This is a genomic window from Providencia rettgeri (assembly GCF_001874625.1).
Taxonomy (GTDB): Bacteria; Pseudomonadota; Gammaproteobacteria; order Enterobacterales; family Enterobacteriaceae; genus Providencia; species Providencia huashanensis.
On the sequence record NZ_CP017671.1, the window covers coordinates 4,427,295 to 4,440,478 of the forward strand.

The window sequence follows — 13,184 nt, forward strand, 5'->3', positions numbered from 1 at the left end:
TGGTAAATACCAGAGCTTTTTTATTTTATTAACAAACTACAAAGCCTAAATGGCTAAACGTTTATTCTTCTTCATTACGTTTAAGCCAGTCACCACTTTTTATGCGGCGCAGACCATCAACAGAATGTTTATATAGATAAATCCAAGCATTGCCATATGGCGTCGAAATTAGCTCCCTCGCATAATCTTGGGAGTTTTTCTTTAGCTCATCTAGCTCTGTTAAGATAGATGGGTTAATGCGATATACCTCGCACTCTATCACCCCATCCCCCTTAACCACCGCAGGATAAAACCCAAGATCATACAGTTCATAGCCTTCTAGCTTATGCTCCCCTAACAGTTGAGCATAAGTCATCCAGTGATGATTACCTTGCTTTTGCCTTAAGCTGCCATAAACAATTACACGCATAATCTAAAACTCAAATTGGTAAAGGAGATCCAAGGCCTGGTTAACACCAGACACCGCTTCTAAATACAGTTTTGGCATCAATCGATAACGTAACGTTAACGTCGCCAATGAGTCAAAGATACCAACACCATACTTCACTTGTAAATCATTAGTGATCTTACCACTCACCACAACTTGGGAGCTATCCCCCACACCTTGGGTATCAACAGCCAAATCAGATACCCCAAATGTTTCACCAATCTTGCCAACTAATTGCCCACTTTGTGCAACACCAAGGCCAATAAGCATTGATGTCATTTGTGAACCATTTGCATCACCACTATCTAACCCTTCCCCTCTTAACAGATAAGAGAGTGCTTCTTGTTGCGTTTTGGCAGGTTCAGAGAATATTTCTACCTTCGGCTTATCTGCAAGCCCTGTTACCTTAACACCCGCAATAACATCATCAGCGGTGTTATCTGGGTTACGGATAGCTTCTAAATTTAAGAATGGCTGATCGGCAGGGCCAGAGAACTGTATTTGGCCTTTGCGGACGATTAAGTCTTGCCCATAAGCGCGGAAACGCCCTGCAGGAATATCAACTTGACCATTCAAACTGAGGCCATGCTTATTTTGAATAACTTTCAACAAGCCAGTCAAACGAGCTTTCAAACCAAACGCATCTAACCGAACATCATTACCAATTTTAATATCTAGATTGGTTTGAATTGGGATTGATGGCGCTTTTTCTTCTATTGGTTTTAAATCACTATCTAGCATAACCACATCAGATGATGCGCTAACCGCAGATTCAGGTAATTCCTGAACAGTAATTCTTGCCCAAGGGATTGTCACAGAACCATTCAAGGTTAATAAGGATGGCGATGCATCAAACACAATATCCGGCTGTACATCAATCTTAATCATTGGTGGCAGAGAAACCCGTAAGTTATTACCACGCGCCATTATTTTAGCTCGCCACGCATCAATGTTACGCCAATCAGCATCACCATCGATATTCAAATAACCTTCCGGTGTATTGATTTGCCCATTCATCACAGAGCTAGTGCCATTAAAATTAATACCTAAATGACCACTTTTAATATCAAATGGGATCATCGCTGAGCGAACTTCTAAGCTAGAAAGCGATAAATTACCATTTAATAATGGGTTATTTGCTGAGCCCCCTAGCCGTAAATTGGCACTCAAGCGGCCATTAGCCACTTCTTTTTGACCAAGCAGCGGTTTAATTAAATCTAAAGTAATCGAATTGATTTCTACATTACCCGCTAACAGACGGCGTTTTTCAATATCTGAAATTTGAATATTGCCACGCATCTGGCCGTTATTCTGCAAACCAAACAACCAATTAACGTCTGCCTTACCATTTTTGAGCCCTGCACTTAACGTTAAGGTATCAAATGCGATAGGTAAGCGCGTCCCTTCAACAAACTGTGTTGCTTTAACGTCATTGCCACGTAAATCTAACTTCACTTGCGGCATACTACCATCGTCTTTCCAAATAGCGTTTGCTTTGCCACTAAAGACACCACTAACACGTGTATCTTTAGGCATAAACGGTTTAATCATTGCTAAGTCAAAGCGTTCTAATACAATGTCAGCACTGCCGCTTTTACCTGCTTTAATTGGTTTTGGCACACATAAACGCGCATCTGGATTTACCCAGCAATGACGACCAATTGTCACTTCTTGCGTTTGATTAGCGTAATTAAGTGACATGGCTTGATTCAAGCGCCACTCACCGACAACAGTATCAAATAACGTATTGGTCAGGTTACCTTTCCACACTTCTGTTTGGCGGTCAAAGCTCCCTGCGAGTGATAACTGCCCTGAGACAGGTTCACCTTTAACATTCAGCTTCAGTGTATGCTGCTTTTCACTACCTTTCGCGTCAAGATTCAGGTTACTAATGACCATATCACCTTGCTTTAATTGGCGTAAGACAACGGATAAATCGCCTTTTATCTGCTCACCAGTAGCAACATTACCCTTAATAACCACGTTATCAATAGCGAGATCATTTTGCCATTTCACACCGCGAGCGGTTAAGTCAATTAACGCTTCTGGCGTTTGCAAATTACCCCGTAATTTCACATCACCAACAATCACCCCCCCTAAACCGGGTAGTAGACCATTGAGCCCAGGTGCGTTAATTTTTGCATCAAGATTCCATTTATCAGCAAGCGTCCCTTTTACATCAATATTATTTTTGCCTAGTGCTAAATTAAAATTAGGGATGTCCCACTGACCGGCTGCATTGCCTTTTGCCTGCCCACGCGCTTTCAGTAAGTTATTTTTTACATTACCATCCAGCATAATTTCAGGGACTTGCAATTGCCAGCTCCCACCGTATAGGCTACCGCGCGTAACAATTTTACCATCGACCTTCGCTGGCCACTCGGGATATTGTTTAGCGGTATTGATACCTGACAAGGTTAGCACCGCATTCCAACTGATTGCTTTACTCCAGTCAGCCACCCCTGTGATGTCCGCATTCCCTTGTAAAGCGGATAAGCGTAAACGCGTAAGGTTAATTTGCTCTTCATTACCTTTGGCGTCTAAGAGTAAGGTTGATGGAGGAAGATCTTGCCCAGTAATAGCAGAACGCAAAGACATATCATAAGCGGATGGGCGGCCATTTAAACGTAGGCGTGTGCCATCTAACTGGTACTGTGCATCACCGACTAAAGGCCATGTCAGCTTATCGCTTTTTAGTGTTAATAAAATTGGCAAATCCGCTTGTGATAAGTCAGTTTCTGCATCTAACGTCGCATTAATTGGGCCTTGCAGATTCAATGCCAATTTTAGTTCATCAATTAAGCCGCCCTTTAAAGACAAATCTATTTTTTGCCCATCTAAATCCTCTAAACGGCTCTCTCCCAATATTGATAAAGATACTGGCCACTTATCTTTCAACATTGCTGTTCCAGATAAAGCCACATTACCTTGTGGCGCATCAACTTTTAACTGTTTAACCAGTACCTGCTGCCCCTCATTAGACAAGCTAAGATGTAATTGGTTAATCTTAACGTCAGCCCCACCAGTTAATTGAAAGTTCGATGCATTAATCCCCTCAACATTTAAATTAACAGGTAAAATTATTTCAGGTAATTCAGCCAGTAGCGGTTTTGAGAACAATTCTTTTAGTTCATCTGCTAACGATTTTTGCTCGTTAATCGGTACAGGGTCGGGTTGTTTGTCTTCCGTCACCTGATCTTGTTGCGTTTCAGGTAAATGAATTGCCAAGTCAATAATATCTGTCGGAATAATTGTGATAGCTTTATCTTCCCACGTTACCCCTGTGGTAAATTTAGCTAAATCAATATCCATACCATCAACATTGACGTGAGTTGAAACTAACGAAAGCTGGTTTAAACGAATGGTTAGCGGTGCTTTGAGTTCAGTTAGTGGCTCTGAAGCAGGTGCTTCTTCTGATGGCGGTAACTGCGCCGTATCAACATTTACCATTACATTATCAGTGCTAAGGTTATCAATACATAATTCACGGCTTTTCAGGCAGCCTAGGCGTAATGCTAAATGTAATCCCCCTGCATTAACATCAATGCCTGGCATTTGATACTTCACGCCAGTCAACGTTAAATTACTGATATCACCATCTATTTTATCAATCGTTAATTCAGGAACAAAGCGAGTCGCTGAATTTAAAGCAAAATGAAGACCGGATTGGGTGCCAATTACCCAACTTAATGCCGCAATAATAAGAACTAGAATTAATAAAATGGAAAGACTTATCCATTTTAGCCATTTCAACCACCTCATAATTCAGTCCCCAAACCGATATAAAATTGTATTTTGTCGTTATTTGAATCACCGATTGGTGTTGCAAGGTCAAATTTAATCGGTCCTACTGGAGAAACCCAGCGAACACCTATACCTGCGCCAGTTTTAAAATCACTCTTTTTAATATCATTTACTGCTTCGCCGCTATCAATAAAAGTGGCGCCCCACCAATTACCCGTGAAATTATATTGGTATTCAACAGAGCCAACAGCCAGCTTAGATGCCCCTGTCAGTTTACCTTTACTGTCTTCTGGGGAGATTTTTTGATATCCATATCCACGTACACTACCATCACCACCAGCGAAGAAACGCAAGTCTGGCGGGACTTTGTCAAAATCATTGGTTTCAATCCAACCTATATTACCTCGCACCACAAAACGGTGCCCCTCCCATGGGGTTCTTATCCATACATTTTTAGCTTGCAATACAGCAAAGTCGATATCTGAACCCCAAATTTTATTCGAATAATCAATTGAATAACGTTGGCTATCCCCCCAACTTGGCATCACACCACCACGTTGACGAATGCGACTAACATAAGCCCCTGGATACAATAGCATTGTCGTATTAGTGACATCAGCTTGGGTAAAGTTACTCAGCATCCAACGCATATTCACGCCATATTGCCAACCGGAAGAGTAGTCCCAGTTACGAGATACGTTTAAAGTCGTAGTATTTGATTGTGTATCATTTAAATCGGTGCGTTTAAAACCGCCTTGAACGGCATAGTATTGCTCTAAAGGATTGGCTTTTAATGGAATTTTATAACTAGCGTCAATCAATTGCTCTGGTTGAGAAAGGCTGATACTTGATGTAAAACTTTGCCCCCTTGAATTGACCCAAGGTTTATTCCATGTCGCTTTAACGCGCGGGCCGACATCAGTTGCATAACCGCCACCAAGTTCAATAAAGTTTTTGGCGCGGGGGACCATCACACCCTCCATAGGTAACACATCGGAATCCGCCTCACGCGCTTTTGCGATGTCCGGAGTGACAATCGCAGAAGAGAACCAGCCAGTTTCTGCTAACCGACGGTTAAACTCAGCGAGTTGTTCGGAGGTGTAATATTCCCCTTTTTTAAACGGAGCGAGATTATTCAAATAATCTTCACGAATTTGCGACCCTTGATAAGAAATGGCGCCAAAGCGATAACGCTCCCCACTATTAAAATCAAAATCCCAATAAGCAGCATGGTGGTCAAGAGAAATACCTAATTGGCTTTTCTCCATCATTGCATCAAAATAACCTTTACGAATAGCTAGGCTGCTAAAACGACCTTTGAAATCTTCATATTCACCATCATTTTGGATAATACCCAGTTTTGGTGTGTATTTTTTAACCATCTTTTCATAGTCAGGGTCGGTTTTTGCACCACCTTGTAATTCAACTGTCACCCCTCTCAATAAAATGGGTTCTCCAGGAGTTACTTTAGCAGTCAATACAGAACGAGCAGGCGGGGTTTTTTCTTCATAACTAAACTCAACGGAAGGTTGATAATAACCTAAAGGCTTTAAACCTTCTTGAATTGCTTTCTCAACACGGGCTCGAAAACGACCATTGGGTACAACTTCATCTTGAGATATATTAGAAAGTTGTACTCGCACGTTTTGATTAAGTTGGCCTTCAAGCCCTTCAATATTAAGGCGAAGGTTCGCTGCGTGTGCCACTGGTAGTGCCGCAGTTAGGCAGAGAAAACAAGCTAGTGGGTATTTCGACACGCCTACTCCTAAGGTGGTTATTCGATTGACTAAATACTTCATATCAATTTATTTTGAGTAAAATTAGCCGGATACACAAGTTTTTATCCCTATTTTTAGTTTTTTTGTGCGGTCAATATACATAGGAATCATTATGCCATTTAATAAATTTCACTCTGCAAATATTGCACAACCTCTGCCCGGCAGAGCAACCGCTATAACTTACTCACCATATCATGCGGTTAACCATCATTCGATTGAGATTATTCCTAAGAATATGGAAATCGCTTATTTTGCTATGGGGTGCTTCTGGGGTGTAGAGCGTCTATTTTGGCAGCAATCTGGCGTTTATTCCACTTCAGCAGGATATTGTGGTGGGTTAACACCAAACCCAACCTATGAGGAAGTGTGTTCAGGGTTAACAGGGCATGCGGAAGCCGTCCGGGTCGTTTTTGACCCACAAACGATCGATTACACCCAATTATTAACCTTATTTTGGGAAAATCACGACCCTGCTCAGGGGATGCGCCAAGGTGGCGATATTGGCAGCCAATACCGCTCAGCCATCTATACGGTTTCCGATGAACAAGACCAGCAAGCAATGAAGACCTTGCAAGCATACCAAGCAGCAATGAAAGCACAAAATGATGTACGTCAGATTACAACTGAGATTACGCCATTGGAAACCTTCTATTTCGCAGAGGATTACCACCAGCAGTATTTATACAAAAACCCAAATGGTTATTGTGGCTTAGGGGGTATTGGTGTTTGCTTACCCCCCTCATTAAATAATTAAAACATAAATTATTAGTTTTTAATTTGTTTTTCATTCTAGATAAATCATGTTGTAGATAGATAATAAATTACCTGAGCATAATCGAGTACACGGCTCAGGCAATAAAGTAAACACCGCCCTACAACATGATTTATGATGAATATCTAGCCAGATAAATATACCCGATGCTATACTCATCGAACATATCAATTATTTTGCGCATAGTGCGCTACTGTATATTTACTTATTGAATATATTTTCTACCCGAGATGATACCTACTGAGATCATTAAAAATGAATCAATCTTAGTGTTGAAGGGTGTCAGGAAAACCTATGATTAACAGCTTATTGATCGTTCTTTTATTATGTGCAATTAGCGCATTCTTTTCTTTGTCTGAAATTTCATTGGCGGCTTCCCGCCGTATTAAACTTAAGCTAATGGCAGACGAAGGGAATATTAACGCGGCCCGAGTACTCAAATTACAAGAAATGCCTGGTATGTTTTTTACCGTCGTGCAAATTGGCTTAAATGCCGTTGCCATTCTTGCAGGTATTGTGGGCGAGTCAGCTTTTTCACCTGCATTGTATGATGTATTTATTCAGTTTTTATCCCCTAACTGGGCACAACAAATCGCTTCAATCATTTCTTTTACCATTGTGACTAGTTTATTTATTTTAGTGGCGGATTTAACACCAAAACGTATTGGCATGGTGAAACCCGAAGCAATCGCCATCCGTATTGTCAATCCAATGCGCTTTTGTTTGGTGGTTCTCAGCCCTTTTGTCTGGTTCTTTAATGGCCTTGCCAACCTCATCTTCAAGCTATTCAAGTTACCTATATCGCGCAATGAAGATATCACCTCTGATGATATCTTTGCCGTCGTTGAAGCAGGCGCGGTCGCTGGGGTATTACGTAAGCAAGAACATGAATTAATTGAGAATGTTTTTGAGCTTGAATCTCGTACTGTGCCATCAGCGATGACACCACGTGAAAGTATTATCTATTTTGATAAAGACGAGTCAGAAGAAAGTATTAAACATAAAATCTCAACTCAACCACATTCTAAATTCCTCGTTTGTGCTGGGGGTATTGACCATGTCATTGGTTACGTTGATTCCAAAGAGCTACTTAATCGCGTATTGAATGGGCAAAGTCTAAGTTTAAAAGACGGTGTACATATTCGTAATACGCTAATGATACCGGATACCCTTTCCCTGTCAGATACACTAGAAGCATTTAAAACGAATGCTGTCGATTTCGCCGTTATTCTTAATGAATATGCGCTTGTTATGGGTATCATTACTATCAACGATGTGATGATTACTTTAATGGGCGATTTAGTTGGCTCAGGGCAAGAAGAACAAATTGTGGTACGTGATGAGAACTCTTGGTTAGTTGAAGGGGGAACCCCTATTGAAGATGTCATGCGCATTTTAGATATCGATGATTTCCCTGACTTTAGTAACTATGAAACCATCGCAGGCTTTATGATGTACCGGTTAAGAAGGATGCCAAAGCGTACAGATTACGTTAAATATGCGGGTTATAAGTTTGAAGTTGTCGATATTGATAACTACAAAATCGACCAACTACTGGTAACTCGCCTCACGGCAATACCAGCACCAGTAATTGTACAACCGGGAAAAAACACGACTGAAACGGCTGATGCAAAACGACAAACCAAAGATACTGAACACTAATATTTAGTTGCAAAGCCGTTTCATTTCAATGCGCCACCTTGAGTGGCGCTATTGTTAACCAAACCTAAGTTTGATTAACGCTACCCTAACTCCACCTGTAATAATAATACCTGTTTGTTAACCTCACTCATCACATTGTAATGGCGCTTATCACTGACTTTAGGTGGTAAAATTTTCCCATAATTAAACTCAAATGCCCCAAAATCCTTAATATAGAGCCTGCCACGGAATAACGTTTTGACGTAAAGAGCAATCTTAAATGGGTTATAACGGTTAAAAATTTTCATTAGAACTTAGCCTCCCCTTTGTTCTTACGATATTCAATAACTCATACCGTACAATAATCATAGACCAGAAATTTCCATTTTGGTTCTAAAATTGCAGTTTTATTCAATTTGCTGACATAACATGACAGTGTCAAATAACTGTTAAATCCTTACAAACCTTGTCTTTATTCTGAATTTTAAAAAAATGTTAAATTCTCTTTTGAAACTCATCCGATGAGCTATGCTATAAGTATCAATTATAGAATTGGTACTTAGGTTCACCTCTCTAACAAGGCTAAAGCAAAATTTAAGGGGTATATATGATTAAAAATCTTTTAGTGTCGATTTTTTTACTCGGAATATCAACCGCCGCCACTGCTGCTAATATTCAGTTAAACCAAACAGTTCCTGCCGTTTCTGTATCTGACAAGGGGGAGCTCATCATAAACGATGAAGGGAAACTGGATAATCAGCCATGGAAAAGCCAGCAATTAATTGGCAAGGTACGCACTATCCAACATATTGCAGGCCGCTCTTCAGCGAAAGAACTTAATGCACCGTTAATAGAAGCTATCAAACAAGCCAAACTCCCTCACGATGCCTATCAAACCACGACTATCGTGAATGCGGATGATGCTATTTTCGGTACAGGTGTATTTGTTAAAAATAGTGTTGAAGACAGTAAAAAAGAGTTTCCTTACTCTCAATTTATTGTTGATAGTGACGGTGTCGTCAAAAATGCATGGGGGTTAAAACCTGAAAGCTCCGCAATTATCGTATTGAATAACCAAGGGAAAGTATTATTTTTCAAAGATGGTGAATTAAACCCTCAAGAAATTGAAAAAGTGATGAGTTTACTTGTTTCCAGCTTAAATCAGTAACATGACATACATCTTATGTAGTGTCCCTTAAGTGCACACTACATAAGCCCATTACCAATCATAAAACAGCGAACACAAAAATAGTCAGTTATTCTAAAATTCCTCAATATGCCATATGCATAATTATAACTATTTCATTAATAACTACTCATTATTATATGGTTTATTGATAGTTTTATTAACCAACACATATTGCTTTAAAAACTTCCCAATAAAAACAATTTATAACCAAGGTGGTTGTGTTCTTTGCATTACCCCATTCTACCTAATTAATATTAACGCGTTATATCTTAGCGACGCTGTAACTCACATAAATTTAATAAACCAACCAATATACTTTAACGCAAAAACCGCCTTTATCACTGTTAGCAAAAATAACCTGTAAGTTATGCAATTGAGCAATTCGCTTAACAATAGATAGCCCTAAACCACTCCCTGTTTTTTCTTGCCCCGCAGGCCGATAAAAACGTTCTCCCAAGCGTTGTAAAACTTCTGGGGTCACCCCATCACCATCGTCTTCAATTTCAAGGTGGTCTGCGTACAACGTTAGCGTTACTCGCCCTTTCGCTTTGCCATAGCGTATTGCATTATGAAGTAGGTTTCTGAGCAGTACACTCAATAACAGTGCTTGGCCTTTTAATGTCGGCGGTTCGCCTTTAATCATGCTGATCACCGTGGTTCCTTGAGCCTGCGCCTCCGGCTGAATATCATTGATTGCAGTTTCAATCAGAGATAACCAAGATAATTCAGTAATATCTTCAAGTTGGGATATCGATTCTAACCTCGATAATGTGAGCAATTGGTCAACAAGACGAGATGCACGGTCAATCCCTTCGGATAAGTTTGCTACTGCATGGTGACGAATATCAGTGTCATTCCCTGCAATTTGTACCACCTCCGCTTGCACTTTTAAGGCTGCGAGAGGACTACGCAGCTCGTGGGCAGCATCAGATGTAAACTGCCTTTCACGCGCAAACATATTATTGATTCGCTCAAACAAACCATTCATTGAGTCTATGATTGGCTTTGCTTCGGTTGGAATACGTGATACTTCAATAGGTGTTAATTCATCAGGCTGACGATAGCGTAATTGGTTTGCAACTTCTTTTAAAGGCCGCAAAGCACGGGTTAAAAGCCATAGAAATACGACTAGCATCAACGGCAATGCCACCAACCAAGGCATAAATTGCGCCACCATGATATCCGTTGCCATTTCTTGCCGATATTCCCACTCTTGGCCAACCACGATAACATATTGCCCATCTTGAGATTTTAACCAAACAAAGCGCCACGAGTCATCGCTTCCTGTAACTCTCCCATCAGAAAAGCCTTCCCTTGCAAAGTTAAATACAATCTTTTTCCCATTATCACCATCATTTAAAACCATCTGCCCCTTAAGCGTAAAAATAGCAAAAGCTAATGCATCATCATCTTGATCGCCTCGATTTTTCCGTAATAATTTTTTTGTTTTCTTTAATGAAGGTTTAGACAATTCAAGATCTGAAGGCAATACAGACAAACGTTTAGCAAATGCCATTTGTTGTGTATCAAATAGCTCATTAATGGTTTTATACGTTTGATACCAAGCTAGTGAACTCGCGATACCCCATGTCACCAATGCTAATAACAGCAACATTAAGGTAAGTTTTAGCCGAAGACTAAATGTTTTCATTATTCATCATCACCTAATCGATAACCGACACCATGAACAGTACGAATAAACGTATTACCTAACTTGCGTCTTAAATGGTGAATATGTACCTCAACTGAATTACTCGATACTTCCTCTTCCCAGTTATACAGTTTCTCTTCTATTAAGCCTCGCGATAGAATTTTATTTGGGTTATGCATAAATAGAGATAATAATGCCAATTCTTTCCCTTTAAGTTGAACAGGCTCCCCTTTAACAGTTACCGTCATCCCAGACGGGTCCATTTCCACATCTCCATGAGTCAATTTAGGTGTTAACTGACCACTTCGTCTGCGGATCAATGCCTGCAAACGAGCCATAACTTCCATTAAGGCAAAAGGTTTGCACAGATAATCATCCGCTCCACGTTGTAAGCCTTGTACCCGCTGCTCCAGAGCATCTCTGGCTGTCAAAATTAATACCGGTTCATCACGCCCCTGTTTGCGCCAATGTGCCAAAATGTCCATGCCATCAATATTGGGTAATGAGAGGTCAAGTACCACGGCATCATAGGGAGCATCAAAAAGAGCAAGTTGCCCCAGTTTTCCATCCATAAACCAATCAACAGAAAAACCCAGTTGAGTTAACCCTACTTTTAACCCATCACCAATTAGCCTGTCATCTTCGATTAATAGAATACGCATAACCCCTCCGTATCAGAATATTATTATATTTATCCCATCAGTAATGAAATGACTAGCTATTATTTATTAAATTAAAAATATAATGCATCAATTAAGTTTCTTAAGATCCTGTTAAGATTTACCTGCTTTAATAACTTCCATATAAACAAGTTTACGTCTTATTTGGAGAAACTGATCATGAAAAAATTACCTTTAATTACATTAATTGCCGCTCTTGCAACAGCCCCTGTTTTTGCTGCAAATGGCGGTTTTGACGGTCCGGGTGCTGTCACTAATAATACAACGCAAACCAATCAAAATGGGGGCTTTATTGGCCCTAATAGCGGAGAAACAACCGTCGCAAAAGCACTAGAGATGTCTGATGATAGCTGGGTTATTTTACGTGGTAATATCGTTAAACAACTTGACTATAAACATTATGAATTTACTGATGGCACAGGCACCATCAACCTTGAAATCAGTGAAAAACGTTGGAATGGTGTTAATGTCACACCAAAAGATAAAGTCGAAATCCGCGGTAAAATCGATAAAGATTGGAATTCAAGGGAAGTTGAAGTTAAACAAATTCAGATCATTAAATAACCCATCATATCCCTTCGTTAGCATACTTCAGGGTTGTACCTGAAGTATGCTATTACTTCATCGCCAAAATCCTATTTTATACCAATATTAACAATGCTAGATTAGACATAAATATAATTGTTATTTTGGATCATCCAATGTCACTGAAACAGCCCCAACTACGTAATATCAAAGAAAAACTACTTTCCGATAATTGGTATATCTTAAAAAAATACACCTATGAATTACAAAGAAGAGATGGAAACTGGCAACAACAAGAGCGTGAAGTCTATGATAGAGGCAATGGCGCAGTCATTCTGCTCTATAATAAAATAAAAAACAGCATTATCTTGATACGCCAATTCCGTATGCCTATGTACGTAAATGGTTACCAGCATTTCCTGATTGAAGCTGCCGCAGGCTTGCTTGACGATGCTTCACCGGAAACCCGTATCATTGCCGAAGCAGAGGAAGAAACTGGCTTTAAAGTCGACAAAATAGAAAAAGTCTTCGAAGCATTTATGAGCCCCGGTTCCGTTACCGAGAAGCTATATTTCTATATTGCTGAGTACAACGACAATAACCGCAGCAATGCAGGTGGCGGGTTAGCTGAAGAAGGTGAAGATATTGAAGTCTTAGAATGGCCATTTCCTAAAGCGTTAGAAGCTATCAAAACTGGCGAAATTGTTGATGGTAAGACTATTATGTTAATACAACACCTAGCATTGAATTCAATTCTAAAATATTAATTTTTATAAA

Annotated in this window: 11 protein-coding genes; 5 read left to right on the forward strand and 6 right to left on the reverse strand. The window is 40.0% G+C overall.

Going from position 1 to position 13,184, the window contains the following annotated elements:
- Nucleotides 1–61: 61 nt before the first annotated feature.
- The 3 genes from RB151_RS20500 to tamA are packed head-to-tail and all read right to left on the reverse strand — an operon-like array spanning nt 62 to nt 5,928.
- Nucleotides 62–409: a gamma-glutamylcyclotransferase family protein gene (locus RB151_RS20500; protein ID WP_042845772.1), complete on the reverse strand. Its 348-nt coding sequence runs from the start codon at nt 407–409 to the stop codon at nt 62–64.
- 3 nt (nt 410–412) lie between these two features.
- A complete protein-coding gene (gene tamB / locus RB151_RS20505) occupies nt 413–4,189 on the reverse strand; it encodes an autotransporter assembly complex protein TamB (RefSeq protein ID WP_071548696.1) in 3,777 nt (1,258 codons plus the stop codon).
- Complete coding sequence (tamA, locus tag RB151_RS20510) at nt 4,186–5,928, reverse strand: autotransporter assembly complex protein TamA (RefSeq protein ID WP_071548697.1); 1,743 nt, start codon at nt 5,926–5,928, stop codon at nt 4,186–4,188. Before tamA ends, tamB begins: the two co-directional genes overlap by 4 nt.
- A gap of 133 nt (nt 5,929–6,061) precedes the next feature.
- On the opposite strand from tamA, the gene msrA reads away from it, so the two are divergent.
- Together msrA and RB151_RS20520 are read left to right on the forward strand one after the other, a co-directional pair.
- Nucleotides 6,062–6,703 (forward strand): peptide-methionine (S)-S-oxide reductase MsrA, encoded by a 642-nt coding sequence (msrA, locus tag RB151_RS20515; RefSeq protein ID WP_042845775.1) that lies wholly within the window; start codon nt 6,062–6,064, stop codon nt 6,701–6,703.
- 312 nt (nt 6,704–7,015) lie between these two features.
- Nucleotides 7,016–8,383, forward strand: coding sequence for a hemolysin family protein (locus tag RB151_RS20520; protein WP_042845776.1), 1,368 nt, complete (start codon nt 7,016–7,018; stop codon nt 8,381–8,383).
- 80 nt (nt 8,384–8,463) lie between these two features.
- Here the strand turns inward: RB151_RS20520 and RB151_RS20525 are convergent, their stop codons facing one another.
- Nucleotides 8,464–8,670 carry a DUF1107 domain-containing protein gene (locus RB151_RS20525; RefSeq protein WP_071548698.1) on the reverse strand — a complete coding sequence of 69 codons (207 nt, stop codon included), beginning with the start codon at nt 8,668–8,670 and terminating at the stop codon, nt 8,464–8,466.
- A gap of 299 nt (nt 8,671–8,969) precedes the next feature.
- On the opposite strand from RB151_RS20525, the gene RB151_RS20530 reads away from it, so the two are divergent.
- Nucleotides 8,970–9,530 (forward strand): YtfJ family protein, encoded by a 561-nt coding sequence (locus RB151_RS20530; protein WP_048605818.1) that lies wholly within the window; start codon nt 8,970–8,972, stop codon nt 9,528–9,530.
- A 316-nt stretch (nt 9,531–9,846) separates the two neighbouring features.
- On the opposite strand, the gene qseC is transcribed toward RB151_RS20530, so the two are convergent.
- Nucleotides 9,847–11,202 (reverse strand): quorum sensing histidine kinase QseC, encoded by a 1,356-nt coding sequence (gene qseC, locus RB151_RS20535; protein WP_071548699.1) that lies wholly within the window; start codon nt 11,200–11,202, stop codon nt 9,847–9,849.
- Nucleotides 11,202–11,864, reverse strand: a complete 663-nt coding sequence (gene qseB / locus RB151_RS20540; protein ID WP_042845780.1) for a quorum sensing response regulator transcription factor QseB — start codon at nt 11,862–11,864, stop codon at nt 11,202–11,204. Before qseB ends, qseC begins: the two co-directional genes overlap by 1 nt.
- Nucleotides 11,865–12,041: 177 nt before the next feature.
- Between qseB and RB151_RS20545 the strand changes: the two genes are divergently transcribed.
- Nucleotides 12,042–12,446, forward strand: a complete 405-nt coding sequence (locus tag RB151_RS20545; protein ID WP_042845781.1) for a YgiW/YdeI family stress tolerance OB fold protein — start codon at nt 12,042–12,044, stop codon at nt 12,444–12,446.
- A gap of 137 nt (nt 12,447–12,583) precedes the next feature.
- On the forward strand, nt 12,584–13,174 hold the full coding sequence (gene nudK, locus RB151_RS20550) for a GDP-mannose pyrophosphatase NudK (RefSeq protein WP_071548700.1): 591 nt from the start codon (nt 12,584–12,586) through the stop codon (nt 13,172–13,174).
- Nucleotides 13,175–13,184: the final 10 nt, after the last annotated feature.

Excerpts from the sequence above, each read along its gene's own strand:
- RB151_RS20500 (WP_042845772.1), bottom strand. The coding sequence starts at position 409 with ATGCGTGTAATTGTTTATGGCAGCTTAAGGCAAAAGCAAGGTAATCAT.
- tamB (WP_071548696.1), bottom strand. The coding sequence starts at position 4,189 with ATGAGGTGGTTGAAATGGCTAAAATGGATAAGTCTTTCCATTTTATTA.
- msrA (WP_042845775.1), top strand. The coding sequence starts at position 6,062 with ATGCCATTTAATAAATTTCACTCTGCAAATATTGCACAACCTCTGCCC.
- RB151_RS20520 (WP_042845776.1), top strand. The coding sequence starts at position 7,016 with ATGATTAACAGCTTATTGATCGTTCTTTTATTATGTGCAATTAGCGCA.
- RB151_RS20525 (WP_071548698.1), bottom strand. The coding sequence starts at position 8,670 with ATGAAAATTTTTAACCGTTATAACCCATTTAAGATTGCTCTTTACGTC.
- RB151_RS20530 (WP_048605818.1), top strand. The coding sequence starts at position 8,970 with ATGATTAAAAATCTTTTAGTGTCGATTTTTTTACTCGGAATATCAACC.
- qseC (WP_071548699.1), bottom strand. The coding sequence starts at position 11,202 with ATGAAAACATTTAGTCTTCGGCTAAAACTTACCTTAATGTTGCTGTTA.
- qseB (WP_042845780.1), bottom strand. The coding sequence starts at position 11,864 with ATGCGTATTCTATTAATCGAAGATGACAGGCTAATTGGTGATGGGTTA.
- RB151_RS20545 (WP_042845781.1), top strand. The coding sequence starts at position 12,042 with ATGAAAAAATTACCTTTAATTACATTAATTGCCGCTCTTGCAACAGCC.
- nudK (WP_071548700.1), top strand. The coding sequence starts at position 12,584 with ATGTCACTGAAACAGCCCCAACTACGTAATATCAAAGAAAAACTACTT.